A 25,515-nucleotide genomic window follows, 5' to 3' on the forward strand; every position below is an offset into this window, starting at 1 on the left:
ATCGAATATGGCATATTATGGTGCGTATTTGAAACAAGCCTCGCTGCGCCGAATCGGGCGAGTAGGAACGAGGAGGTCGCCGCATGAAGATCAGAAATACTCGGCTGCTCACACGTCGGAGTGCTCCGCTGTTGACGGCCGTGCTCGGGCTGGTCGTCGGCTGCGGGCCGGAGAAAACCATCGAGCACGATTCGCCGTATTCGTTTACCGTGTCCGGCACGCTCCGAGTACATGACGACGCCACCGAACCGTGGCGGACTCGGCTACGGTCGGGCTGCCTGCACGCTGGAGAGCTGTTGTGGGTGACGACCGGCTCCGGTGACCGGGTCCTCGCCCTTTCCCAGCTGGGCACGGGAGCGCCGGTACCTGGTCAACACGTGTGTGAATACGCGCTGACGGTCCATCAGGTGCCCATCGGCGTCGGGGTGTATCAGATCTCGCTCCCGGCGATAGCGGCGTCGAAACTGTTCACCGAACCGGAACTGCGCACCGGGGTCGATATCGATTTCCATCAGGACAGCCGGAACTGACTATCTCGCGTCGGTGCTGGTGACAAGCTCGGGCGTAGTACCCCGCGGCGGAGCTTGTTCTTTGTGAGGCTGCCGGCCCGACGGCCACCAGTTGATTCGGCCCATCCATTGGACCAGCCCCGGGACCAGCAGCATTCGGACCAGTGTTGCGTCGATGAGTAGGGCGACGATCATCCCGATGCCGAGGAAGCGCATGGGGGTCAGGGGCGAAAGGGTGAACGCGCCGGTGATGACGACGAGCAGGGTCGCCGCGGCGGTGATCACCCGCGCGGTCTTCACGACGCCGGTGCGCACCGCGCTCGCGGTATCGGCGCCCGCGTGGTGCGCTTCGGCCATCCGGGAGAGCAGGAAGACCTCGTAGTCGGTCGACAAGCCGAATACGACAGCGATGATCAACACCATCATGCCTCCGGACAGCGGCCCGGTGCTCACGCCGAGGACGCCGGATAGATTGCCGTGATAGAAGATCCAGCTCAGCACCCCGAAGGTGGCGGCCAGGCTGAGTGCGGCCATCAACACCGCCTTGATCGGCAACATGACCGAGCGAAATGCGAGCAACAGCAGCGCCATGGTCGCGGTGACCATGGCCGCGATCATGAGCGGCAGTCGAGCGACGATGGCATCGACGCCGTCGACGACCGTTGCGGATCCACCACCCACCAGCAACTCGGTGCCCACGGGAACGTCGACTTGTCTTATCCGGGTAACCGTTTCGTTGGCTGCCGGCGTGCGATCGGGAGCCTCCAGGGCGGCGTGCAAGATGACCGCGTCGCTGTCGCCGCTCATCCGTAGCACCTGACGGACACCCGGCACGGTGCCGATCTGCTCGGATATTGCGGCCGATGCGGAGACATCACCGCGAATGAGAACGGTCGCGCCGCTGTTGGCGAAGGGGAAGCGCGTCGTCAGGTCGTCGACGGCGTCGCGCATGGAGTTTCCCGCAGGCAGCGCGGTGTGATCGACCTCGCCGAGCCGTACGCCCGCCAAGGGCGCGGCCAATACCAGCAGCACGGCGGTGACTGCGACGACAACGAGCCGCGGGCGCTTCAGTACCGCACCGACCACACGATCCCAGAAGCGTGCGGCACGCTGTTCGCCTCGTTCGAACGCGTCGGCGCGCCAAGTCCAGCGCGTGATCCTCGGTCCGAGTATCAGCAGTGCGGCGGGCAATACGATCAGGGACAACAGAGCAGCGAGGAGTACCGCGGATATGGCGCCGAATCCGAGCGAACGCAACGCGGCCTGCGGGAACACGAATGTCCCCGCGAACGCGCAGGCCAGCAGCAACGCCGAGAACGTGATGGTTCGCCCGGCGGTAGCCATCGCTCGGCCCACCGCAGCGGGCACCGAGCAGCCCGTCGCGAGTTCTTCTCGATACCTGCTGACGAGAAAAAGGCCATAGTCGATGGCCAGTCCGAGCCCGAGAAGGGAAACGACGTTGACTGCGAACACGCTGACCTCGGTGTAGCGCGCGATTAGCCCGATCGCGCCCAAAGAACCGAGCACGGTGAGTATTCCGATCGCTACTGGCAAAGCGGCTGCGACCACCCCGCCGAAGACCAAGACCAGAATGGCGAGCGTCACCGGCAGCGAGAGGGATTCGGCGCGAATCAGGTCATGACGGGATTGCTTGCTGATTTCGTCCGCGAGTGCGCTGTAGCCGGCGAATCGAGTTTCTACGCCCGGAACCCGCAGCGCTGCCGCGATGTCAGGGTATGCAGTGATGCGCTGTGTATCGTCCCCTGCCAGGAACACCACAGCGAGGGCCTGGGCGCCGTCCGCGGAGCGGAGCGCGCCTTGCCGTGGCGGGACGTTGTTCCAATAGGTTTCGACCCGTCGGGCGAGATGCTCGGGGGCGATGCGGTCGACTGACTGCGCGACCCGGGGGCCGAGGTCTGCCAGTGTCTGCCCCTCCGGCACCGTGTAGACGGCGATCACATCGGGGTTCTGCGAACCTGATTTCGCCCGAACGACCTGGTCTACCAGAGCGGATTCGCTACCGGGGTCATCGAAACCGCCGATGCTCACTGTGTTCTGCAGGTTCAGTCCGAATAGTCCGAACAGCATCGTGCAACAGACCGTGACGGCGAGCGCGAGTTTCGGGCTCGCCGTCACGGCGCGCGTCAACGTGTTCATGCGGAGGAGGAAGCGCGCTGCAGGACACCTTCCTCCAGCGCCACGGTGATTCGGTCGAGCAATGCCTCCAACCGACTCTCGATGCCGCGCCCGTTGCGCGCCGACACCGTCAGCTCTGTCAGACCACCCGCTTCGGTCATCGCGAACAGCAGCGGCATCGCCACACTGTGTTGCGGCAGGGCTCGTACAGTTGTCGCAACGAATTCCGGTGTGCTCAGTTCTTCCAGATCGAACCGCCCTAGATGAGATACGGCCGCGGAGACCAGGTTTCGACCGAATCGTGCGCCTAGCCAATTGCTGGCGCGCAGGATGGTGCGCGCGACCGGAGCGGGTGCGGCGGCGATCGAACTGTTGCCGATCTGATCGAGTTCTCGGCGCTCGGCGAGCCCGGCGCGCTTGTCCGCGTTGATCTGGACCCAACTCTGACCGGGCGCGACGTCGAGGAACAGGGGAAGCGCCAGATTGGCGGTCGAACGCAGTTCGGGGGCGTGTCTGCGGAGGTCGACCGGCATCATGATGCGCTGTGTCGACCCCGCCTCCGTGGCGAGGACCTGAGCGACGCGCGCCAGGGCCCCTGACCCGGCTACTTTGATGGAGCGGTGCCGCAGTAGGTGTTTCGCTCGATCGCGGTTCTGGCGTCCGTGCCCGACGGGGGAGCGGAAGCGCGGAATCAGCAGGGTCGGCTTGCCGGTCGGACCCAACTCACGCACGAGTCCTTCGTCGCTGATCGGATCCGCCATCGCCAGTGGCGGTTGTCCACGCAACGCGCGGAAGACATTGGTGGCCCACAGCACTACGCCTCTGCCGTCCATTACGCCGTGAAATGCTCGGAAGATAACGGTCACCGGTCGAGCGGTCAGCAAGAGGATCTCGCACGTGGATTCGGGGCGCGGTCCGATGGGGCTGGTCAGCACCGGATCTTCCTCCAGCCGCGCACCATTGAGCTTGTGCCCGGAGACTTCGCGGACTGCCGGGGGCACACCGCTGTCCACCCAGTAATCGCCGTCGCGTACCAGCCGTGCACCGGGGCAAGCATCGGCGGCGATCTCGACGGCCGCACGTAACTGCGCCGCATCGATCGTGCCTTCCCCCTTGATCTCCAGCTGCATGAGAAACGGTGGCGCCATCTCGCGCATCGGAAAGTACATACGCTCGATGGAGGAGATAGGGCGGCAAAAGGTGGTGCTCATGTCGGACTCCTCTTGGTTCGATCACCGCAGTCGATGATTGAGTTGGTTTATCCCGCCCGCGTTGTCGAGCCATTCCAAGAATTCGGTAAGGCCTCGATCGCGGCCGACGAGGGGGCGGTAGCCGAAATCTCTTGCTGCGGCGCTGGTGTCGTAGGTAGCAGTGCGGGTGAGTAACGCCACTGTGTAGCGCGAGAGCGGGGGTGACCAGCGGCGAGCGACCGTAGGGACGCACCGTAGCGCCTCTATTGCCACCACGGCGGCTCGCACGAGGCGAGGGTCCGGGGTTCGGCTCGGCGGTGGATAGCCGAGGCGCCCAGCGACCTCGGCGAGAAATCGCCACACGTCGGTCTTTTCCCGGTCCGCTATGAAATAGGCTCTGCCGCCGACATTTTCCGAGTTCGCCGCCTCGAGGCAGGCGTCGACGATATTGTCGATATGGCACATCGAGGCGTATACGTCGCGGCCGAAGGACAGGTCGGGGAGTTTCCCCGCTGCCGTACGCTCGAGTAGCCGGATGATCGGGCCGGACCGGTCGCCCGCGCCCCAGATCGCGCGCGGCCGCAGCGCGCAGGTGCGGAAACCCGGTGTGTCGGCGGACAGTACGGCTCGCTCCGCGGCGGCTTTTGTCTCCGAGTACAGGTTCAGGTATCGCTTCGGGTATGGCACCGACTCGTCGATGTCGATTTGATCGCCGTCGTCCCGGTCCATCAGCGCGCTCGGACTCGAGATGAAGACGAACCGGGTGGTGCCGCTTCGGCGCGCTGCGGACAACAATCGTTCGGTGCCACGGACATTTTCGTCCCAGAACTGGGCACGTGTGCCACGTTCGTCCACTCGTGCCGCGGCATGGAGGACGATATCGGCACCGCTGATCGCTCGCGCGATTGACGAGGCATCGCCGAGATCGCCGAGCACGACATCGATTTCATCGCGACAGGTGATATCGCGTAGATCGCTCGTCGGTCGAGCGAGTATCGAGACGTCGTGCTCGCCGTTCTGAACCAGCTTGTGCACCAGTGCGCCGCCCAGGAATCCAGAGGCGCCGGTCACCAAGACTTTCACCGTGCCCTCCGATGTTGTCGCCGGGTCATGCCGAAAATTTGCGTCATTACGGCGATTTCGAGTCGAGAGTGATCGCTCGAGGCGGTCGCTCGTAACGCCGACGGGATTTGGGCTGCGTGCACCACGATGCTGAGAAACGCGTCTGCCGACCACAGTGCGCGCAATGCTCGGCTCTCGGGCGTGTGCCCGGCGACTGCGGCAATCGCGCCGATCAGCAGGAATCCCCAGCCGAGTAGTGGGATGGCCTGGAGCGCATGCTTTTTCATCGTCCGTCGGCCGATCGCCGCCGGGCCGCCCAGTGGGCCAGTTGTTCGCGCCCGATCTTGGCGTTGTGTCGTATATCGACCGGAAAGGACGGGTGGAAGCGAAACTCGGTGATCGGCGTGGTGAGGTCGAATTGTGCTCTTCTGGCTCGTAGGGCTGCTTCCACGGCCGGTCGGTTGGCGCCGGCCTCCAGCTCGACGCACAACACGGGATGCTGAGCGCCGACGCGGCCGATCCCCACCAACGCGGTCCGTGCTACGCCGGGGACCACATTGAATATCTGTTCTACCTGTACCGTGAACATCGGCCCCGCCGAGGTCTCCACGCGCTGGCTCTTGCGGCCACAGAACCAGATCCGGCTGTCGCCATCGATCCAGGCCAGATCGCCGGTGCGGTGCCAGATTTCCGAGCCGTCGGTGATCTTTCCGGTCGTGTTCGCGGCCGGCGGCCAGTAATAGCGGGTGCTGACGTTCGGCCCGGACACCACCAGCTCGCCGATGCCGCGAGTCGCCGCCAGTTCGCTCGCCCGAGCCTGCGCGTCCGCCCACGTGGGGATAGGGTCGTCGGTGACCGCGACGATCCGTGCCCGCACGCCGCTGGCAGGCCTGCCGAGACAGGTGCCGTAGCCGATGTGCGCATGATCTGAAGGGCCGCTGAACAGTTCGCGCGACTCGATGGTGGCCATGGGCAGGGCTTCCGTCGAGCCGTAACCTGCGAACACCTGAGCGTGCGGCTCCAGGACCGCTCGCAATCCGGCGACGCACCAATCCGGCACCGGTGCGCCGCCGGAGAAAACGCTCCAGAGCGACGGCAGCCGTGCGCGGCTTCGACGAAGATGCGCCAGCAGCGGAATCAACACCGCGGGTGAGGCGAACAGGGTGCGAACGCCGAATCGAGTGATCGCGTCCACCACATGCGCCGGGTCGGTGCAGCCGACGCGGCCGGGCACCAATGGTGGGAGCACGCATCGGGATCCGAGTAAGAGATCCAGCAGCCCGACCAAGGGCAGGGTGATCAAAGACGTGTCCGGGGGCACTCGATCACGAGCGTCGTGGACTTGATCGACCATCGCGGTCAGGTTGCCGTGGGTGAGCTCGACGGCTTTCGCCGGACCGGTGCTACCGGTGGTGAACGCCACCAACAAGGGTGCGTGGTCGGGGGCCGGTAGTCGCGGGTGCGGTCTGCTCGCCGCAGGCGTTCTGCCCCACTGCGACAGCGTTTCCCCAGTCCAGATCCAGCGTCGTCCCACCGTCACCAGTACACGCACGCTCCGGAAATAGTGGCGAAACGCCACCCGCGCAGCGTGCGCGCGGGGCATGCCGATAAAGACCTCTGCGTCAGCACATCGCAGGCAGCGGAGCATTCTGCGTACCCCCATGCCCGGATCTATGACGACCGGCACCGCGCCGATCTTGAACAAGCCGAGCATGATCGCGTACAGCTCGGGGCCGGGCAGTACGAGCACGATGACTCGGGTGCCGCTGGAAACCCTTGCCGCGGTGAGTCGTTCGGCGACGACATCGGACCAGTTGTCGAGTTCGCGGTAGGTGAGGGCCCGGTAGTTCGGCAGCGCCCGGCTGCCTCTGCTGGTCGCGAAGAGGAGAGCTTCTCGCTGCGGGTCGGCCGAGGCGGTGGCACGGAAGTTGTCGACCGTGCGCCAGTAGGTGCCCGCCGTCACGCGTGCGCCTCGATCCGATCCGGTAATCGGTACCGTACCGCCGCCGCCGTCGGCCCGGCGCCGGCCGCGACGAACAATACCTCGCTGAAACCGTTCAGCGATTCGTCTTGCACCGCACTGTCATAGGCCAGCGGCAGCGCCGAGGTGTGCGGATCACCCGCGGAGATGTCCGGAGTGCGGGTTTCCGTTATTCCGAGCCGCTCGGCCAGTCGATGTGGGAATTCGGCGGTAGGCGTCGAGGCGATCAATACCGTCGTCGCCGGATCGATCGCCGGCCCCTGGGCGAGCGCGGTACGTGCGACCTCGTCGGCTACGCGCAGCAGACGTTCCTCGAAGTCGGGTGCATGCTCGACCGTCATCCGGCTGCGACCGCTCCGGCCCATGGTGTCGACGTCGACGTAGGACTCGACCGCAGGGTCGCCTCGGCCCACCACGGTATGGACATGGCCGAAAGCTTCAGGACCGTCGGAGAGTTCGAGCAGTAACGCTGCCCCCGCCGTGGCATAGGGGAATTCGTCGTCGCCCACCGACCTGGACAGTGACGGATGGGTGTCGCCGGAAACGATCAGCACGTACTCGGCGCTGCGGGTTTCCAGGATGGACTGCGCCACCTGCACGGCATCGAGGACGCCGACCGCGCCGTTCATCAGATCGAACGAAAAGGTCCGTGGGTCGCCGTATGCGTAGTCGAGACCGATACCGGCTGCCTTCTGGATCAACGCCGACATGGCCGGCTCGACAGTATTGAAATCACGGAAGACCCCGACATTGATCAGGACGCCGACTTGGTCGGGCCGCAATTCCGCTCGCTCCAGGCTCTGTCGCGCCGCCCACCCGCTCTGACCGATACTGCTGAAAGTGTCGCTGCCTTTGCCGGTTCCAGTCGACTTGATGCGTACGCCCATGGCTGCGACCTCAGACTTTCAGAGAAGAGATGGTGGTGGACAGGAACCCTCCGACGACCCCGGAGGCGGCGGGTACCATCAACAACCTCGAGCCAGCGGGAATCTCGCCTCGGCTCAAGTAGTCGTGCAGCACGATGAAATGTGAAGTAGTAGAGGTGTTTCCGTACTTGGAGAGGACGTTGAGGTCCGTCGGCATCGGGGCGCCGAACTCACGCTCGGCTATCGCGTTCATGAAAGGAACCGCAGCGGCACCGAATTGGTGATGGATGAGGAAGTCGAACTTCTCCGCTGCGAAGGTGGTGCGCTGAGCCGAGTAGTAGGCGCGTTGTGTATCGGTCCACAGCAGGAACCGTGCCTCGTTGTGCATCTGCCGGTTGTCGGTGTAGAGGGCGATACCCTGGGACTTGTCACTGGGCATGCCGAGGCACAGGTGGGAGAACTGCGCGGCGGTTGCCAGTTCGATGTATTCGATGCGATCCCCGTCATCGACCGCGCGGTCCAGAACGACCGCGGCCCCGGAGTCGCCGACCGTCAAAGAAGCGAATTGGAGATCGTATTGCTCGGAGATCTCTTCGACGGCGGTGTCGGAGATCGGAGTGATCGCTTCGCCGCTGACGACCATCCCATTGCGAACGAGCCCGGCACGGATCATTCGGTCCAGAATGTACGTACCGGTCATCATCCCCGCGCAGGCATTGGACACGTCGAAGGTGGTCGCCGTGGTGGCACCGATGCTCTCGGCGATCGTCGAGGCCAGAGAAGGCTGCATGTACATTCGGGTGGCGTGTCTGCTGCGCGTGATCGAGGTCGAGATCACTACGTCCAGCTCGTCGGCGGCATACCGCGATCGGGACAAGCAATCGTCGGCAGCCTTGACCGCGAGGGCACAGGAATCCTCGTAGGAGTCCGGACTCGTGTCGTGCACCCGACGCTCCGCGATGCCCGTGACCTTTTCGAGGTCGAACGCCGGCGGCGTCTTCAGCCGGGAGAGCAGTTCTGTCGTCGTGACGCGCTTGTCGGGCAGGTAAGCGCCGAGCGATTCGAATCGAGAATGGGGCACGGGTGCTCCTTGAAGTTCGAGAGGTATGTGGCGGGCTGGTGCCTCAGTCCGAGCCGTCTGGGGCTAGGCGTGACAGTGACATGATTATGCAACATACTGTCCCAAATTCACCACGGTCAAGCTGATTGCGCTTCGATGTGATCCGAGCTACTCGACAGTCTCGGGGGTGAGATGCTTGGCGAAGCAGCCGCCTTGACCTGCTAATTTATTCCCTATGTCGCCCGCCGCTGCGAAAATGATCCCAGGCGTGCGCTGTCGCTTCGAGACTGTTGATGCAGTTATGAAACATAAATTACTGCTACCGTGGCTGCGTCACGCAGGGTCATCGGAGGTCGCGCGTCGTGAGCAGCAGGTGGTCGAAGCGAGTGCGGGTAGTCGGCGCGGCCCCACCGAAGCGGGCCAATGAGGCGACGAGCTCTTCGGCCAGGATGCGCAGTTTGGTGTTGGTCTCCTGGGAGCGCCAGATCAGCACCCGAAAAGCGTGCTCGGCGGAGAGCCCGTAGACGAGCATGAGTGCACCCTTGGCTTGTTCGATCGCCTGTCGGCCGGCGACCAGACGTGGCAGGGTTTTGTCGAGGGTCTCTCTGCGGGTCTCTTCGAGAGTTCTCGTGACATCTATGTAGTAGCCGGCGGTGCCGACGGCGGTGCCGTTGTCGTCGTCCCATCGCTCGCCGACGACGAGGACATGGTGTACATCGCCGGCGGTGTCGATGATCCGGTGCACGCGACTCAGCGCCCGACCGGTTTCGAGCATCGCCGCCAAGGTGTCGGCGACCGCGGTGTGGTCGTCGGGATGGTTGTGCGTCAGCAAAAGTTCGGTGGGCGGCGCCATCGTTTCGGCTGGGTATCCGTAAAGTGCGGCTACCTCGCGCGACCATTCCCATCGTTGCTCGCGCAGCCGGAATCGGAACCTGCCTGTCGGGGCCATCGAACGATTCCACATGGAACACCTCCGCGTGGTCGTCGGTTTCGGTGACTCGCCTGCTGGTCGAAATGTGCGGGAGTGCACCATGCGGTGGGGGGTGCACTCCCGCACATCGTCGACCGTCGCGCTATCTCAGATGCGGGAGCCAGGCGGAGAGGTAGGGCACCTGGCGGCGGGTCGATGGGGAGGTCGGCCCTGTCCGGCAACTGTGCTGCGACGGTCGCTGCGCCGATCCCCGGGTGATGGGAGCTGTCGCCCGGGGATCGGGCATGCCTTGGAGCATGAGTGTCATTGCGATCGAGCGGGTCTCGCGCAGTGTGCGAGATGTTCCGACAACGAAATCTAGTGTTGCGAAATTGGGTCGCACTGTCAAGTCGGATGCTGGGGGTACAACCATGATGATGCGTTCTCCCGCATGGAATCTGCGCGGTACGGCGTAGGGGGCGTGTTTTCTTCGTGGTGCAATGTGAATCACAATCGACCCGGTGTGCTCGGCTTCTCGGGTTTCAATGCACGCACGGAATCGTCGCACTGCCCAGTTGTGTGCCGAAGGCGTCGCCTATGTCGGGGGCCCGGGCGGTCGGCCCAGGGTCGGCTCGGGGCCGCAGGCCGGTGGGCATCTCGAAGTCGTCGTCCAGCACGATCTCGACATGGCCTGCTCCGACGTGATCGGCCTCGGTTACCGGTAATTCGCCCAGCAGCTCGGCCAGCTGACGGGCATCCGACGAATTGCCGGGGGGATGGAGGACCCCTGATCTGTGGCCCACTCCGTTGCTGGTCGTGCCGACCTTGTAACCGTGTGCAGAGAGTGCCGCGGCCAGTGCTGCGGCTGCTCCTTGCGTCTGTCCGGCGTTGATCACGTCGACGGTGCTCGTCGGCTTCGGTTCCGACGTCTCGATCTCACCGAATGCTTCGCGAACATCCCGGCGGATCTCGGCCGCATCCACGATGTTGACGTCCTGGCCGTCGATGACGTCGTATCGCAGGATCGGGAGGGTGCGGAACTCCACTGTTTCTGCCTTGTCGCTGAGCGCGGTCAGGAACTCGGTCACGTCCCAGCCGTGGGACAGCACGATATTGCGGTGGGCTACCTGCATAAGTGCCGATAGCTTTGCGATATCGGTGAAGGTTCCTGTGCGGCGCAGGTCCAGGGCGACAGAAGTGAGAAAGGCCTGTTGTCGATGCGTGCGGTCCAGATCCCCGTTCGGCAGGCCGTGCCGCTGCCGGACGAAAGCCAGGGATTGGGCGGCGTCGAGCCGTTGCCTGCCTGCGGGAAAATCGGCACCCGAGAACGCGGTGTCGTGTGCTGGACTGCGTAAGCAGACCTCGACGCCGCCTAATGCCTTTGCCAGGTCGTAGAAGCCGGCGAGGGTCACTTCGGCGAATCGATCGATCGGCACTCCGGTCAGGTCGCGGACGGTTCTGACGATGGATGCTCGTCCGGCCTCGCGACCGGCGCGCTCGAGCCTGCGTTCATCGTGCTCGCCCTCGGCTCGCATCCGTGCTTGGACGGCTGCCTTTTTCAGCCCGTATGCTTCCTTGATCTTCGCCTTCCGATAACCCGGAATGTCATGAACCGGGACGAAGTCATCGCGCGGAATGGAGAAGGCGGTGATCTTCTTCAGATCGGCGGGTAGGTGAATCAAGATCAGTGTGTTGGCGTTGTACCCCCCGTTGTCGCCGTCGCCCGCATGTAGGGGAGCCAGGATCTCCGGGGCCAGATCGGAGCCGTCCTGATCCTTGCGGGTATCCAGGCCGATGAGGAGGATGTTCGTGGCACCGTCGAACGAGCGAGGTGCGTCCGCGGTGATGGCCGCCGACCGCGCGAAGCCGTTGGCGAACCGATGGGCGATCGTCCAGCCGATTCCGGTCGCCGTGAACACGGTCGCTGCCAACACCGCCGCTATCGCTTTCGAGGTGAGACGGATCTTGCGCGCTCGCTCGGCGCGTTGACGGATCAGCCGTGCGCGACGCGCTCGCGCGCGAGGTCCGGCCATGGGGCTCACGTCGGCCGCAGGGCCGGCGGAGCGCGGTGACCGGCGTGTCGATCGAGAGCCGGGCACTCGCGCGTTCGTGCTGTCGGATATGGCATCACAGTGCTTGCGGGGCCTCGTTGGCCGCATTGTCCAGGGGCCTCCTTCGTCGTGGCCGAATACGTCCAGAGCGACGCGCGTGTCACGACAGACGGGTCGTGGTGAGGTCCGAGGGACGGCACGACGTGCGAAAGGCTCGGCACCCCAGTCGGTTTCGAACGGGATGCATTCCCGTAGGGATTTCGGAACGTATTCGGCCAACAAGCTAGCAAGATCGTTGCGATGATGCAACGAAGTGTTTCCCTATAGGTTTAGGGGTGGCGCAGATGGCGGCGGGGTTGGTGCTGTTCGACACGCGTGGACGTCGGCTTCTCCGAACTTGCAAGTTGCCTGAGTTGACATACTGTTCGTAATTTGAAACAGTACGTGTCAATATTGCAACCTGCGCTGTAGCGAAGGTGTCGGCGACAGCTCGGCCGCGGAAACGCCGGCCGGATGATTGAGGGGTGAGCGGATGCAAAATCGGATCTCCATCACGCGCGACGAGTTGGCTGCCCGCGGAGTGGATCTGGCATTGGAGACAGGCGCCAACCGGGTCGCCGTCTACGACCTTCTGGCGCGATTCCGTATTTCGCGGGAGGTCTTCTACTTCCATTTCAAGAGTATGGACGAGTTGTACGACTTCGCCGTCGACGCCAGTCGCGACGAAGTGGCAGGATTGATCGAGCGTCGGGAAAGTCTTCGCGGGCCCGCCGCCGCCGCGCTCGTCGACATCTGGTTGGCAGTGCTGTTCGGCACCGATAGGCATCGTTTGATTGTGTTAGGCGAACCGGAAACGGAAATTCCGTCGGCGCAAAATGTGTACGGACAGTTACTGGTCACCTCGCATCGTCTGCTGCTTCGGGCGATTCGCGAAGGAGACCTGCGATGTGCGGAAGATGCCTATAACGCCGCAGTGCTCATGACCCGGATAATGCTGATGCCTTCGATCGTGACCGAGGGGAGGGGCGTCCCCTCGGCGGCGGCACTGGAGCGTGCGATCTCGATCACCGCCCACGATATCGGTATCCGAACGCGGCAACCATACCTACGCGAATATCTTGTGCGCCGTCTGTTGCTCTTACGTGGTGAGCGCTGGAGAATCGCCCATCTCGATCGCAGATCCGCTACGGCCACGGCGAGAGTGGCCGGCCCTTTCGGCGAGCGCATCCATGGCAAGGGCCTGACCGCGAAGACGCGGACGGATTGTTGAGGGGCGGGTCGATGCAGAGCAGAATTTACATCACGCGCGAGGAGTTGGCTGCGCGTGGAGTCGGCTTGGCGTTGGAAGCGGGCGTCGGCCAAGTCGCGGTCCGTGACTTACTGGCGAGGTTTCATATTTCGCGAGAGGTCTTTCACTTCCACTTCAAGGATATGGATGATCTGTTTGACTTCGCTATTCTCTCCAGCTGCGACGATGTCGCCGACTTGATTGAACGTAGAGAAAGCCTCCGAGGCCCTGCTGCGATTGTCTTGATCGATATCTGGCTGGCGGTGTTGTTCGGTACCGCTGCGCAAAAATTGATCGTATTCCGCGGTGATCCCGGGTCGGAGTTGCCGTCGGCGCGTCGCAATGTCTACGGGCAACTCATCGCCGCCTCGCATCGCTTGTTGCTGCGTGCGATCCGCGAAGGGGACCTGCGATGCGTTGCAGATGCCTACAGTGCCGCTGAGCTTGTGCAACGGATAGTCTTGAAGCCTGCGATCACCGTCCAGGGGAGGAGTCTCCCCTCGGCGCCGGCGCTGCGGCGAGCTATGTCGATCACCGCTCGCGATATCGGCATCGCCGCATGTCAGCCGTATTTGACGGAGTACCTCGCGCGCCGATTGATGCTCGTGCACGGCGAGCGATGGAGGGTGGTGCAGCTCGATCGTTGATCACCGCGGTAGCAGTCGATGTCCTGGACCGTTTCGTGCACGAAATCGAGGATTTGGATGGTCATCAAAAAACTCGACGATAAGCGAATGTATCGGGCCGGGTGATCGCACTCGACCTGGCAAGTTCTGTAAGCCACCGTGTCGCTCAGGTGGGCCGTTTCAGCTCTCGCGTGTCGTAAGGAACTATCTTGGTAATGTGCTACAAAGGCGGCATGATGCGCCCTCGCTTCATTGCACCGCTCATCGCCGCCCTGGCGGTGAGTGCTGGTTTGGTCGGTTTGCCGTCCAGTGCCGCGCAGTCCGGATCGGTGCCGTACCCGGTAGATGACCCATTCTATACGCAACCGCCGTCGCTGGCGGATGCGGAAATGGGCGCGGTGGTCGACAGTCGTGAAGTAGCTCTGGATGGGTTCCTGGCCAAGCGAAACTACACTGCTTGGCAGCTGAAATATGTCAGCCAGGACACGCAGGGCAACCCCTGGACGGCGGTGGCCACCATTATCAAGCCGCAGGACGCCATCCGTGGCAGGCTGTTCACCTACATACCCTGGATCGACGCACTGGATTCCCGCTGCAATCCGTCCTATCAACTTCGCGCTGGACTGCCATACCAGAGCACCACCGGCATGATCACGGAACTCATGAATGTCGCGAATCTGGTCGATCGCGGCCTCACGGTAATGATCCCGGATAATTTAGGTCCCTTCAACCAGTTCGCGGCGGGTTACGTGGAGGGCCGGAGTGTCCTCGATGGAATCCGAGCTGCCGAGAATTTCGGCCCCGCACAGCTTCCGGGTTCCGATACCCCCGTTGGAATATTCGGCTACTCGGGCGGAGCGCGCGGAGCGGAGTTCGCGGCGGAGCTGGCACCGGAGTATGCGCCCGAACTGAACTTGATCGGCACTGTCGCGGGTGGGTTGCCGGTGGATATGGCCAGTGCGGCTGCATTGATGAACGGCGGACCGTTCGCGGGTATCAATCTGTCGTCTTCGTTCGGCATCGACCGCGCATATCCAGAACTGAACATCCCCGCGCTGTATGCGGATCCAGGTCTCGGCGCACGGTTGGGCGGGCTCTGCGCGGCAGAAGTTCTGGCCGGCCATGCTTTCACCTCGGTGCAGGACTATTCGGTGAATCGTGCCTGGCCGCTCGCGGAGCCGGGCGTCGCCCGCGTGCTCGAGACGTTGCGCGCAGGCAATTACGGTACGCCGACGACGCCGGTCTACCTCTTCATGGCGATCGATGACGAGATCGCCCCCATCCAAGATGCCGACGACCTGGTTTCCCGCTACTGCGGTAAAGGCGTGGATGTGACGTATGTGAGATACCCGGTGGTCGAGCATGTTGCCGCCGAGCTTGTCGGCCTCGATACCGCGATGCGTTGGTTGGATGATCGGTTCGCCGGCTTGCCCGCCGCCAATACCTGCGGTGCTCCCGGCCAGGCGCTCACCGGCTGATCCGGCCGGGCGCGGGAATTGGGCGGCGGCGGTGTGTCGGCGCCGCCCGAACCTCTTACGCGTCCCGAGTCTGGAACACTATGATCCGTGAGCGAGCGCATGGAACGATTTCTCGAATGGCGTAACAGTGTTGCGGGCGGTGATAGTGAGCGAGCTATTGCAGCAAGGATGGGAATCGGCAACAACCGGGTCGGCAGGCACTTGCGCGAAAGCGACCCGCCCGTGGCCGAAACGGTCATCGATTTTGCCAGAGCTTATGGTGTCAACCCGGTAGACGGCCTGGTAGCGGCGGGTCTCATCGATGAGGGCGAAGCGTTGCGCGCCGCGGCCAGTGCGCCGTTGCGGTCTGCTACACATCTGCAACTGCTCGAGGAGTTGGTTCGCCGCGAAAAGGAGCGATTGCGGTCCGACGCCGAGAACGACAGCAGCAGCGAATCGGGCGCCCAGCGCAGGCGTTGGCGGCGTGACACCAGTATCGCGGAAGGGTTGCTTACTTGAGCGCAGTCGAGATCGGTTGTTTCGCCCTCGCGGCGACGATGGTGGTGCTGCGACTCACCAGGTGGCGCAGTGTCCCGCAATCCCGTCCGTTCACTGTCGCATTGACCTTGCTCGTACTCGGCGTCGCGCTCCGTCGCCCGGAGATGTTGGACAGCAGCTGGCTGGACTCTCAGACCGCCGCTGACATCCATCTCGCCAACTTCACCGATCTGCTCGGCGACCTCCTGGTCGCCACTGCCGCCTGCTACATCGGAATCCTGGTCGCCCGTGCGTGGGGCCTGGATCATGTGGTGCCCTGGATCGCGAGAGGGGTGGCCGGGGCCGTATTGCTCATGGTGGTTCTGTGGTCGATTTCGAATGCGCCGACCACTCCGGTCAAATTCGTCGGTAACCTCGGCGGGCCGGCAACAGCGTATTCGTACGTGGCCGCGACAACCGGGCTGCTCGCCCATCTCGCCATTGTGTTGACCATCGTCGTGGTACGAGTACCAGCCAAGATGCGCGTAGCGCTGCTGGCGCTCGGCTCGGCCGCATTGCTCGGCGTCGTCAGCAATGCGCTGCGCATCGCGAGTCACCTCGCCCAAGGTGAAGTGGCGGCGGCGCGAGAGCGGGTGGATTGGCCGATTTCCCTCACCGTCATCGTGTTGTATTCAGTGGCGGGCCTCATCGGGTACCTCATGACCGCGCCCAAACGTGCGCGCCGCGGGGGGCACGATCGTCCGGGTCACGGTCCGGCGCCCGCGACGCCCTGAGTGGCTGCTGAGGCGCCTGTGCGGGGGAGTCGGGACGACGTTCATGGGAGCGATGCCGCACCCGGCTCAGGAAACCGTGCCCAGTAGAGGACTGCATGCTCACACGGCACGGGTTGCTGATGGTTGGGGTCGAGCGCGTTGGACACCAAAATCGCCGCGCGCCGGGAGCCGGCAAGATGGGCATGATCGACCACATGAGTCGGACAGCCTTCCTGGACAACGACATTGCGGGTATCCGGCGCGGTCGGCATTTCGCCGACGAACGGATCATCCAGGCGGGTGATGATATTCACGTACTCGATGCCCGGAACATACGGCCCTCCGTTCGCATTTATCGCGGCGATGAACTCGGAATCCGGCGCGAGCTGTCCGCAGGCGGCGCAGATCGGCAGTTCTCCATCGGGGATGCCGAGGCCGCGGGCGAACTGCGTGAGCACGTCGTAGCCGAGTAGACCCGCGCCCTGCCAGACCGGTCCGAGCGCGATGTATTTGTCGATCTTGGCCGCGCCACCGAGATATTTGGCATAGTAGTTCGGCATCAGGGTGCCTTGAGAGTGTCCGATGATATCGACCTTGCGGGCGCCGGTCGCGGCGAGTACGCGGTCTACGAATGTGGCCAACTGGGCTGCACTGTCCTCCATCCGGAGCATGCCGCCCAGCGAACTGAGCGGCCACTGGCCGGGTAGCGTCCCATAGGTGAGCGCGAACACGCAGTATCCCTGGTTTTTCAACATCGGAGCGTAAGCGGACCAATTGGTCTGTCGAGAGCCGCCTGTGCCGTGCACGAGTACTACCGGGTTAGGGTGCGCGGGTGCCGGGGTGCAGTCGAAATCATTGGTGCCCGGTTGTGATCCGCCCGGGTTCGCGAGCTCGTCGCCGATCCCGGCGAAGAACTGATACCGCTCTGGCAGCGCAGTAGCCGCCGCGGTCGGCGCTGCGGTGGTACCCATCAGTGCGACCGCCGCCGCGACCCCGAGAGCTCGGCTCATACGGCGCAGCGTGGTGGCTGCGGAGAAGGGTGTCATCGAGACGACTTCCTTTCGATGTGGCGTATTCTGCTGGTAGCCAATGTGTTTCGTATTCCGATGCTGCGCGGGGTGATCGCTTGGTGGCGCTGGAATACGGAGGTGAGATTCGTGGTCGCCTATGAGTGTTTCGGTAATGGGATAATGCTGCGCCGGTGCAATGTCGGCTGGCTGGGCCGGGCGGGATGTGCGTATATGCTGTCAACCAAGGGTTTCGCTCGAATCTTGCACCGGAAACCGACTGTAGTATTGTTTCGATTATGAATCAAGTGATGCCAATCATGGAACACGCCATCCACGCTCTTTCTGGCGTGGCGAGTTATGGAATCGACCCGGTTGCGGACACGATGAGTCCAGGCTTGGACGTCCCGCGAACCTCTGCGGGGTATCTGTACTGAGCAGTTCGATCGAGATGCGACCTGGATCGTCACAGACACGACGAGCGAGTGTGAACGGTGCCGATCGAGGCGTATGTGCGGCAACCCGCGAGTCGTCGCCGTTACCGTGTCGCCCACCTACCGGGCCGGGACGGGCATGGGTGTACGGGCGATGCCCTGGGATGTTCTGTCACATATGGCTGTTCGAAACAGGCGTGACGGAGGTCCCGGGCAGTGGCGGCGCTGCCGCGCGGCACGAGGCGTCGAATCGCGCGGGCGGCGCACACAATCGGCCGGGCCGCCGCAGCCTCGAACTCAGGCCGGCGTTCTGTCGTGACAGGGCAAGGTCTGCGGCCTCCCGCCGACCCTCGTGGCCGGGTTATCGGTGGGGATCCCAGTCCATCCACGCTTCGACGATCGCACCGTCGTGGATACGGAAAATGTCGATGTGACGTTCGGGATGGTTTTCGGGGTCAGGAGCTCCGGTGGCGGTCAATGCCGCGAGGAGGCTCCCGCTGACCACAGAGTCGATCTCGTAATACTGTCCGGCGGTTTTGGCATGTTTGCGGCGAATCATCGCGAGTACTTCCTGTCGGCCGCGGTATTTGCCTGCGAGCAGGTTGTCGTCGAGTTCGTAGCCGATGACATCCGCGGCAAGGGTGTCGGCGAAGGGGGAGAGATCGTTGGTCACGAGTGCGGTGCGGTAAGTGGCAAACACTGTCTGCGGTGACATCGTGTGCTCCTTGGCATCGAGGGGAGACGATCGTTGAAGAAGCCGACGCTCGGCGTCGGGGCAGTGCGCCGAGATTTCTGGAGGCAACGTACGGAGCCGCGTCGATGACCGCGGCTCGCCGCTATTCGTTTCGTACGTGATCGAATTGCTCGTTGATGCAGTGATTGCTTCGACGGATCGGATAACCCGTCGGTCCTGTCAGGTGGGCGGTCATGACGTAACCGATGAGGCCGGACACCGAGTACAGCAGGATCATCGCAGCCGAAAGGGGAGCGTCCAATCGGTCCCGCAAAGTGAGGAACACACCCCCGACGCCATGGGTAGCGATTCGCAGCAGATTGTCGACCATGCCGATGAGCGCTGCCGTGGCGAGCGGCATCAGTGCGAGGCGGATTCTACGATCGGCGCGGACCACGAGGATTGAGACGAGTACAGCGCAGTTGGCTGTCAGGAGGGTAGTGGCGGCGACATAGGTGTAGATCAACGCGGGCCCGCCGAGATCGCCGACATATTTGGTCGGGGTGCGCGGCGCGTTCGAGATAGCCCACAGGATGGTCATGGCCAGGGCTGTCGCGATGATGCCGTATAGGAGCCAGGGCCGCACCCGGCTCAGACCCCACGCTTGCAGGACCACACTGCCGATGTATCCGGCTGCGGCCGCGAGCAGAAGATCGCCGAGCAAGTCGGTGAAGTTCGCCAGATGGATATCGGCGGTATGGGTCGTCTGCAGACACTCGGCGGCCAGCAGGGCCGGATGCCGCAAGGCAGCACCGATCAGAAGTAGCGTCAATGCGACGGTGAAGGGCCGCGATTGCGGAAGCGACCGCCAGCGGGTCGACCGCAGCGCGATCGTTGCCACTGCGATGAGGCAGCAGCCCAAATAGATTGTGAGACCCGCACTCACGTTGCCAGCCCTTTCGTCACAGCGGCGGCGTCCCAGCGCTCGATGCCCGCATCCGGTGATGGACAAATCCTCGACTGGTCCGCATGCCTCTCGGCTCGGATGTCGATCGTTATGGTCAGACGACCAGCACGTCGAGGGTGGTGAGGGTCATCTGTCCGATCCAGCCGCAACAGTATGCCGAAGCTCATCCCGATAATGCAACATGATGTGTCGAACGCAGCATCATTCGAGCGTGGGGAATCTCGGCCTTCGTGGCGGGTGGATGTCCATCATGGTGTCGTTTCGGGTATGCGACGAGATCGCGGAGCGCGGCGAGTTAGGCAAATGTGCTGCTAGAAGCGATGTGTGAGGTGTCCTTTGTTGGGTTGAGTGTCCATGGTCACCCGCTGCCGTCTTGACCTTGTGTTTCGAATATGGAACAGTCTGTTGTAGATCAGGCGCAATTATCTCGCCTGCTGCGGGTCGATTTCGGCGCGGTTGCACCTCGTCGAGCCTGCTGCCGGTCCCGATGACACGGCAGCGGCGATCTGCCTGGAATGCAAGGAATGTGAAGACGCAGTGAGATACGAAATTCCCCGCGGGGCGAGCTCGGGGCAGGGTGTACGCAAGGTGTTGGTCTCGGGCACGGCGGCCGTGCTTGTGTCGTTGACCGGCGGTGGGCTTGCTCTCGCCGCGGAGGCCCCGATCGCAGGCGGCGGTGGAGTCGGTGTCTCCCAATTGCAGTCTGCCAACGGCTCGCGAATCGTAGACGTGGCTTCGGATAATGGCCGGAACTTCCGGGTGACCGTGTACTCCGCGGCGATGAATCGAAACATTCCTGTCGAGGTGCAGCACTCCCCGGCCCCTGGCAAAGCTCCTACGCTCTACCTGCTGAATGGCGGTGGCGGAGGAGAAGATGCTGCGACTTGGCAGCGGCAGACCGATGTGCTGGATTTTCTTGCGAGGCGTCACGTGAACGTCGTCCAGCCGGTCGGTGGAAAATTTTCCTACTACACGGACTGGGACCGGCCTGACCCGGTACTCGGTGTCAACAAATGGCGCACTTTTCTGACTGAAGAGCTGCCGCCGCTTGTCGATGATCAGTTCCGCGGCAGCGGGGTCAACGCGATCGCGGGTCTGTCGATGGCGGCAACCTCGGTGCTCCAGCTGGCCACCGCTCGGCCCGATCTCTATAAGTCGGTCGCGGCGTACAGCGGGGCGCCCGGGATCAGCGATCCAGTCGGGCGTTCGCTGGTCGAGACGGTAGTCAGTGCGGGCGGAGGTGACGTGACCAACATGTACGGCCCCCCCGGCAGCCCGGGGTGGGCGGCCAATGATCCGTGTGTGCAGGCGGAGAAATTGCGTGGAAAGCACATATTCATATCTGCGGGAACCGGCATGCCGGGAATTCACGACCAGCTCGGCGATCCCCATTTGATCGCTCCCGGACCGATAGCCCTCAGTAATCAGATCATTGTGGGCGGACTGATCGAGACGGAAGTCCATAAAAGCACCATCAAGTTCCGCAACCGTCTCGAGAGCCTCGGTATATCGGCGACCTATGACGTGGATAGGAGCGGTTCACACTCCTGGGGTTACTGGCAGGACATGTTCAAGGAGTCCTGGCCGGTACTCGCCGCAGGTCTCGGTGTGCCCAGGTGATTCGTCGGCGGGCTGAAGGGGATATTCCGGCAGCGTCGGAGTGCTCGACGTCCAATGTATTCGTCATTTAATTTTAGATAGTCGCAACTATGTTGCCAATTTGAATGCGCTCGATTCGAACCTGTAGGACATCGTCGAATCGAGCTCGAATGGAGGAGAAAAAATGATAGGTAGCCTCGCAGCACTGGCCTCTCTGCCGCTGGTCGGTAGCGCATTGGGATCCGTAGGGGCAGGCATGCTGGCCAGTTTGGTCCCGCTCGGTTCGGCGCTCGCGCTGGGCACGCTCTTCTGAGCAATCTTCACGAGTAGGTTCCCGCACGATTGGAATCGGGCCGTACTTTCGGCACTCTGCCGGTGTTTCCCGTGATAATCGCAACTTCTGTTGCATTTCGAATAGAACGCTCATTTCCGGCACTGCTGTGGTGGCATTGAGCTCGAATGAAGGAGATTCTGATGGGTAGTCTGGGATCCATGATCGGGCTTCCGTTGTTGGGTAGCGTGGGCTCTGCGGCGCTCGCTGCGATTCCGCTGAGCGCTATGCCGTCCTGAGGGTAGTTCGGCTGCTGTACTGAAGGACGCGTTGTCCCATCCGGCCGGGCTGCCGGGTGGGACAACGTCGTTTGGCCTGTTGCGATATCTATGTGCCGAGGAGCTGCCTGAGGATCGATCAGCCGGATTTGCGGACGCCGCGTGGCACGTAGCCTGCGGCGATTGCTTCTAATTGGCTTTGCCGCGAGCGATCCACTCGATCCGAAAGGTATCCCAGGTCGACGGATGCGACAATGCCGTGCGTGATGCCGAGGCGAAGCGCATCAGCCGCACAGATCCGAAGCGCAGGGCATTTTCGGCATATTGCTTGGGCAACTTCTACGCGCTCGTCCCGATTTCCTCTTCCGTCTGGGAAGAAGATCTCCGGATCTTCACCTTCGCAGAGGCGTTGTGTGAACATTGCGTGGTCCTTCTGTCTGAAGGGGAAAGGCGGCCTTGCGTCAGGTCGAATACCGTCTGACAAAAAAGTAGCTGTCGGAGTCGATCTCGGCGGCCTGTCTCGGACGCACGGTGCCTACGGGATCGCGGTCCTCGGAGTGAGTCAAGGATAGTTCATAGTGAACCGATAATGCAACAGCATATGTCCACTGGCTCCTGGCAGGGCTATCGATTCCGGCAGTTATGCGGTGGAGTCGGGGTAAGTGCGATGTACATGTGCAACATCGTGTTGCTGTATCGTAGAACCTTTGAGGGGGTGGGGGAGGCGACTCTCGCCGTATGTCGGTGCGGGTACTCGCCCGCCTACTTGATTAGTCGCATTCGTGCGCCGGAGGGGTGCCCCGCGACCTCGAGACATCGGATGGTAGTCCTATTGTATTTCGTGGATGCAAAGCTTGTGATTTTCCTCACGACATTTAGCAGATGCGCGACTTTCAGCGCTTCCCAAATGGCCGGACTTGTTGTCAGGTAGAAGGTTTCAACCCTGAAATGTCGTCCGACATATCTCGCTGCCCAGGCTGTGTGATACAGACTTCTGCTGTTTTATCGAAACTCCTCAGGGCCGTCTAAGGTAGATCTGTTTTCCTTGAGTTGCGCCGCGCTCCGGCGCAGTAGAAGGAAGGAGATTGCATGCAACTCGAGAATAGGAAGACGCGTGGAAAGATCGCCGCGGCAACGCTGGCAGCGGCCGTTGCCATCGGTCCTGCCATAATGGCGATCCCGGCCACTCCCGCACACGCCGCGCCGACCGCCGGTACGTCAAGTGAATCCTCTCCTGGGGTGACTACCGCGCCTAAAAAAGATCCGAGTCCGAAGACTGATCGGGATCCCAAGAAGGATCCGACTCCGAAGACTGGACCAACCCGCGAGAAGGAGATCCCCAAGCCGGACCGGGAGCGGCCGAAGGGTGATGCGCCGAAGTTGGGTGGGATCGATGAACCCAGGAAAGATCGTTTCGGTAAGAATGGTTACGACGCGTTCGGGCGCGACCGTAACGGTTTCGATCGCAGCGGTTACGATCGCGACGGCTACGACCGATTCGGGCGCGATTGGCGAGGCTTCGATCGTAAAGGCTTCGATCGATTCGGGCGCGATGGGCGTGGTTTTGATAGCAGAGGTTACGATCGCGACGGCTTCGATCGATTCGGGCGCGATTGGCGCGGCTTCGATCGTAAAGGCTTCGATCGATTCGGGCGCGATGGGCGCGGCTTCGATCGTAAAGGCTTCGATCGATTCGGATACGATCGGGGTGGCTTCAACCGCGACGGCTATAACAAATTCGGCGTCGATCGCTTCGGCCGCACGAAGGCCGAAAATGAGCAGTCGGCCCAGAGTCGGCGCGCTCCGCGCCCGCCGGCGGGCCCTGCCGTCCCGCCAGTTCAGAAGCCGCTGCCCGCGCACGTGGAGCAACTCTTGAGCCAGCTGCCGGAACCCGTGCAGCAAGTGGTCCGTCCACCGGTGCAGCAGCTGTTCCAGGTGCTGCCGTTCTGAGTGGGTATCTCGGCAGGAGGCTACGTCCGCGGCCTGGACGTCCGCCCGTGCGGCGACTCAGCTCGGCCCCGTTGTCATGTCGAGCTGAGTTCGCGGTACGGCGAGTTTCGATTTATTGTAGAAAGTCATCCGCGGTTCGTGGATCGCACGTCGAATTCAATGGAGATCGGTCCTCGATAAAAAGATTTGTTGCCGAGGGGGCCGTCGGGTAGCTTCAGGGGACAATAGGCGGGTCGTTGAACGATGCCGCTCGGTGCAGTGAGCAGTGTCGAAACCCCGGGGCCGGCGTGGATAAAAGTGGCAGAGCTGGACTTCTGGATGCCGAAAGGGTTGAAAGATGTTGTGCAGCGAACGATCTCGGACGGCCTTGGCATCGCTTGTGATTGCCGTACTCGCTACCGGCATGGTGCTGAATGGCCCGATTGCAGGTATCGCGAAGGCTCAGGGCGGAGCCGGCGTTTTGCCCGACGCTGACACGCTGTTCGCGGCGCGGGCCGCGGACGGGTCCAGCATCGTGGACGCCACTGTGCTGCATGATCGCCACATTCGCCTGCGGATCTATTCCGCTGCGATGGACAGTGAAGTGGTCCTCGATGTGCAGCGGCCCGCCGACACGGCTACCCCTGCGCCAGTACTGTATCTCTTCAATGGATCGGACAGCGGCGATCGTACGAATACCTGGACCGATAAGACCGATATTCTGGACTTCCTGGCCGATGCGCACGTCAACGTAGTTCAGCCCGTCGGCGGAAATTTCTCTTACTACACGGACTGGCGCGCTCCCGATCCGGTACTGGGAGTGAACAAATGGAGGACGTTCTTTCTCGACGAAGCGCCGGCGCTACTGAGCGATATCTTCAGTGTGACTGGAAAGAACGCAGCGGCCGGGATCTCCATGTCTGGCACTTCGGTTCTGCAGCTGGCGACTGCACGACCGGGCCTCTACAGCGCCGTGGCGTCCTACAGCGCGTGCGCTCAGATCAGTGACCCGATCGGCTACAACTTCGTCCGGACCGTCGTCGACGGCTACGGGCGAAGCAACACGCTGAATATGTATGGCCCAGAGGGTGACGAGATGTGGGCCGAGAACGATCCGCTACTGCATGCTGAACTGCTTCGAGGTACCGGACTGTTCATTTCCTCGGGCAACGGTGCGCCTGGTCAGTACGATTTTCCAGGCGACGATTTTGTCGGGAGCGACGGCCCGGACGGTCCGCTGCGGCAACTCACTATCGGTACGAGCCTGGAAGCGATCACAGCCTGGTGTACGCGGAATCTGAGCGACCGTCTCGAACAGCTCGCGATCCCTGCTGTTACCGATCTCGACCCTGATGGCACTCACTCATGGGGCTATTGGCAGGACGCTTTCAAGAAGTCTTGGCCGACGCTCGCAGCCGGGCTCGGTATTTCGCACTGACACCCGAAATAAACGGTAAGAGGCCGTCGCCGTGGGGTCGGGGCGTGTTGCCGGGCCGGGATCACCGGCCCGGCAACACTTCCCTTCACCACCCTCGGAGGCCTGTTTGTGCCTTCGAAGGGATGCTGGATAACTCGTGGACGGAGAAGCTATCGGTGCGCGGCCGCGGACGGTTCGGTACCGGCGCCGATACCCCAGCCGGTCAATGCGCCCAGCCCGGCGCCGGGAATGGCGATGACGGGGCCGCCGACTGCCGAGCCGGTCGCGCCGCCGAGCAACGCGCCGACAATGGCGAAAAGGGTGCGCCGGTCGTGCAGCTCGGGAGTGGGGGCCTGCATGAAATCACCGACAGGCTGGGCGTGCTGACCGACCGCCGCAGTATCCGGGGTGGCAAGGCTGTTCGGGCTCGCGAAGGCTGTGGCGGCTCCTGCCACGACACCGGTGGTCATCGTCGCGCCGATCAGCGTGCTGGCGAGGATCTTCCTCATAGTTGTATCCTTAGTGTGAAGGGAATTGTTCCTGACCGCCTGCGA

23 protein-coding genes are annotated in these 25,515 nt (G+C 62.8%); 10 read left to right on the forward strand and 13 right to left on the reverse strand.

The genetic code is table 11. The features are described from left to right. Positions 1–83 precede the first annotated feature (83 nt). Positions 84–530, forward strand: a complete 447-nt coding sequence (locus TY25_RS06320; protein ID WP_146154038.1) for a hypothetical protein — start codon at positions 84–86, stop codon at positions 528–530. Here TY25_RS06320 and TY25_RS06325 read toward each other — a convergent pair whose 3' ends face one another. From TY25_RS06325 to TY25_RS06365, 8 genes are all read right to left on the reverse strand, one after another. Next, positions 531–2,666 carry an MMPL family transporter gene (locus TY25_RS06325; protein ID WP_042254831.1) on the reverse strand — a complete coding sequence of 712 codons (2,136 nt, stop codon included), beginning with the start codon at positions 2,664–2,666 and terminating at the stop codon, positions 531–533. Further along, positions 2,663–3,856 (reverse strand): hypothetical protein, encoded by a 1,194-nt coding sequence (locus tag TY25_RS06330; RefSeq protein WP_042254833.1) that lies wholly within the window; start codon positions 3,854–3,856, stop codon positions 2,663–2,665. The genes TY25_RS06325 and TY25_RS06330 overlap by 4 nt, the downstream gene beginning before the upstream one ends. 21 nt (positions 3,857–3,877) lie before the next feature. Then, positions 3,878–5,071 (reverse strand): NAD-dependent epimerase/dehydratase family protein, encoded by a 1,194-nt coding sequence (locus TY25_RS06335; RefSeq protein WP_226887454.1) that lies wholly within the window; start codon positions 5,069–5,071, stop codon positions 3,878–3,880. 109 nt (positions 5,072–5,180) lie between these two features. Then, a complete protein-coding gene (locus TY25_RS06345) occupies positions 5,181–6,860 on the reverse strand; it encodes a fatty acid CoA ligase family protein (RefSeq protein WP_042254836.1) in 1,680 nt (559 codons plus the stop codon). Continuing rightward, positions 6,857–7,765 carry a beta-ketoacyl-[acyl-carrier-protein] synthase family protein gene (locus TY25_RS06350; protein ID WP_042254837.1) on the reverse strand — a complete coding sequence of 303 codons (909 nt, stop codon included), beginning with the start codon at positions 7,763–7,765 and terminating at the stop codon, positions 6,857–6,859. The genes TY25_RS06345 and TY25_RS06350 overlap by 4 nt, the downstream gene beginning before the upstream one ends. Positions 7,766–7,775: 10 nt before the next feature. Next, entirely contained in the window at positions 7,776–8,825 is a 1,050-nt protein-coding gene (locus tag TY25_RS06355; protein ID WP_042254838.1) for a 3-oxoacyl-ACP synthase III family protein, read from the reverse strand. Between the two features lie 322 nt (positions 8,826–9,147). Then, positions 9,148–9,837 (reverse strand): PAS and ANTAR domain-containing protein, encoded by a 690-nt coding sequence (locus tag TY25_RS06360; protein WP_369405379.1) that lies wholly within the window; start codon positions 9,835–9,837, stop codon positions 9,148–9,150. Positions 9,838–10,256: 419 nt separating this feature from the next. Then, on the reverse strand, positions 10,257–11,633 hold the full coding sequence (locus TY25_RS06365) for an LCP family protein (protein ID WP_226887452.1): 1,377 nt from the start codon (positions 11,631–11,633) through the stop codon (positions 10,257–10,259). A gap of 664 nt (positions 11,634–12,297) precedes the next feature. Here TY25_RS06365 and TY25_RS06370 point away from each other — a divergent pair. The 5 genes from TY25_RS06370 to TY25_RS06390 all read left to right on the forward strand — a co-directional run bounded on the left by TY25_RS06370 (position 12,298) and on the right by TY25_RS06390 (position 16,407). Continuing rightward, positions 12,298–13,035 carry a TetR/AcrR family transcriptional regulator gene (locus TY25_RS06370; RefSeq protein ID WP_042254840.1) on the forward strand — a complete coding sequence of 246 codons (738 nt, stop codon included), beginning with the start codon at positions 12,298–12,300 and terminating at the stop codon, positions 13,033–13,035. An 11-nt stretch (positions 13,036–13,046) separates the two neighbouring features. Continuing rightward, positions 13,047–13,700: a TetR/AcrR family transcriptional regulator gene (locus TY25_RS06375; protein WP_042254841.1), complete on the forward strand. Its 654-nt coding sequence runs from the start codon at positions 13,047–13,049 to the stop codon at positions 13,698–13,700. 194 nt (positions 13,701–13,894) lie between these two features. Next, positions 13,895–15,157 carry a lipase family protein gene (locus TY25_RS06380; RefSeq protein ID WP_042254842.1) on the forward strand — a complete coding sequence of 421 codons (1,263 nt, stop codon included), beginning with the start codon at positions 13,895–13,897 and terminating at the stop codon, positions 15,155–15,157. Positions 15,158–15,244: 87 nt separating this feature from the next. After that, positions 15,245–15,655 carry a hypothetical protein gene (locus tag TY25_RS06385; RefSeq protein WP_146154037.1) on the forward strand — a complete coding sequence of 137 codons (411 nt, stop codon included), beginning with the start codon at positions 15,245–15,247 and terminating at the stop codon, positions 15,653–15,655. Continuing rightward, positions 15,652–16,407, forward strand: a complete 756-nt coding sequence (locus tag TY25_RS06390; protein ID WP_042254845.1) for a hypothetical protein — start codon at positions 15,652–15,654, stop codon at positions 16,405–16,407. Before TY25_RS06385 ends, TY25_RS06390 begins: the two co-directional genes overlap by 4 nt. Positions 16,408–16,448: 41 nt before the next feature. On the opposite strand, the gene TY25_RS06395 is transcribed toward TY25_RS06390, so the two are convergent. The 3 genes from TY25_RS06395 to TY25_RS06405 form a co-directional block, all read right to left on the reverse strand. Continuing rightward, positions 16,449–17,432 (reverse strand): esterase/lipase family protein, encoded by a 984-nt coding sequence (locus TY25_RS06395; RefSeq protein ID WP_226887451.1) that lies wholly within the window; start codon positions 17,430–17,432, stop codon positions 16,449–16,451. 756 nt (positions 17,433–18,188) lie between these two features. Continuing rightward, entirely contained in the window at positions 18,189–18,542 is a 354-nt protein-coding gene (locus tag TY25_RS06400) for a nuclear transport factor 2 family protein (protein WP_081868708.1), read from the reverse strand. 121 nt (positions 18,543–18,663) lie between these two features. Continuing rightward, positions 18,664–19,401 carry a hypothetical protein gene (locus TY25_RS06405; protein ID WP_042254848.1) on the reverse strand — a complete coding sequence of 246 codons (738 nt, stop codon included), beginning with the start codon at positions 19,399–19,401 and terminating at the stop codon, positions 18,664–18,666. A gap of 657 nt (positions 19,402–20,058) precedes the next feature. On the opposite strand from TY25_RS06405, the gene TY25_RS06410 reads away from it, so the two are divergent. Continuing rightward, positions 20,059–21,087 carry an alpha/beta hydrolase gene (locus TY25_RS06410; protein ID WP_081868714.1) on the forward strand — a complete coding sequence of 343 codons (1,029 nt, stop codon included), beginning with the start codon at positions 20,059–20,061 and terminating at the stop codon, positions 21,085–21,087. A gap of 163 nt (positions 21,088–21,250) precedes the next feature. Further along, entirely contained in the window at positions 21,251–21,379 is a 129-nt protein-coding gene (locus tag TY25_RS44420) for a hypothetical protein (RefSeq protein WP_256656729.1), read from the forward strand. A gap of 375 nt (positions 21,380–21,754) precedes the next feature. Here the strand turns inward: TY25_RS44420 and TY25_RS41480 are convergent, their stop codons facing one another. Continuing rightward, positions 21,755–22,036 carry a WhiB family transcriptional regulator gene (locus TY25_RS41480; protein WP_042254849.1) on the reverse strand — a complete coding sequence of 94 codons (282 nt, stop codon included), beginning with the start codon at positions 22,034–22,036 and terminating at the stop codon, positions 21,755–21,757. Between the two features lie 668 nt (positions 22,037–22,704). Here TY25_RS41480 and TY25_RS40365 point away from each other — a divergent pair. Beyond that, on the forward strand, positions 22,705–23,565 hold the full coding sequence (locus tag TY25_RS40365; RefSeq protein WP_146154036.1) for a hypothetical protein: 861 nt from the start codon (positions 22,705–22,707) through the stop codon (positions 23,563–23,565). 367 nt (positions 23,566–23,932) lie between these two features. Further along, positions 23,933–24,982, forward strand: a complete 1,050-nt coding sequence (locus tag TY25_RS06425; RefSeq protein ID WP_226887449.1) for an alpha/beta hydrolase — start codon at positions 23,933–23,935, stop codon at positions 24,980–24,982. A gap of 149 nt (positions 24,983–25,131) precedes the next feature. On the opposite strand, the gene TY25_RS40370 is transcribed toward TY25_RS06425, so the two are convergent. Next, a complete protein-coding gene (locus TY25_RS40370; protein WP_052382843.1) occupies positions 25,132–25,470 on the reverse strand; it encodes a hypothetical protein in 339 nt (112 codons plus the stop codon). Positions 25,471–25,515: the final 45 nt, after the last annotated feature.

This window comes from Nocardia brasiliensis NBRC 14402 (assembly GCF_000308475.2).
Lineage (GTDB): Bacteria > Actinomycetota > Actinomycetes > Mycobacteriales > Mycobacteriaceae > Nocardia > Nocardia brasiliensis.